This window comes from Burkholderia sp. L27(2015), from assembly GCF_009765705.1.
GTDB lineage: Bacteria > Pseudomonadota > Gammaproteobacteria > Burkholderiales > Burkholderiaceae > LMUX01.
The window spans coordinates 1-519 of record NZ_LMUX01000045.1; the positions used below are offsets into that span (position 1 = coordinate 1).

Annotated in this window: 1 protein-coding gene; it reads left to right on the plus strand. The window is 65.7% G+C overall.

Annotated elements, in window-relative coordinates:
• Positions 1 to 519 (plus strand): cytochrome c-type biogenesis CcmF C-terminal domain-containing protein (locus GSQ77_RS28990; RefSeq protein ID WP_301951194.1); only part of this gene is annotated, 519 nt, incomplete at both ends.

Sequence of the window (519 nt, forward strand, 5' to 3'; positions counted from 1 at the left end):
CCGGTACTCAAGCAGGTACTGCTGCGCGCCGGTATCGCCGCAGCCGCCTGCGCGATCGTGGCCGCGTTCTTCGTGGATGGTCAGCCCAAGGCGATCGCCGGCGTGGCGTCGCTGGTATGGCTGGGTGTTGGCGTCGGGCTATATGCGCTCAAGCGCTGGCGCGAAATGCCGGCTGGCCGACGCTATCCAGCGGAGATGGCCGGCATGTTGCTGGCGCATCTGGGCGTTGGCGTGTTTGTAGCGGGCGTATTGATCACCGAATCGCTTAGCGTGACCAGCGATGTGCGCATGGCACCGGGGCAGACCCAGCACATCGCCGGCTACGATTTCCGCTTTGATGGCGTGCATCGCACCACCGGACCGAACTGGCGCGCCGACCAGGGCGTCGTGACGGTCACCCGCGGCAGCAACACTATCACCGTGATGCACCCGCAGAAGCGCACCTACCTGCGTGGCCAGGTCCAGACGGAATCTGCGGTGGATGCCGGCCTCTTCCGCGACCTCTATGTGGCGTTGGGT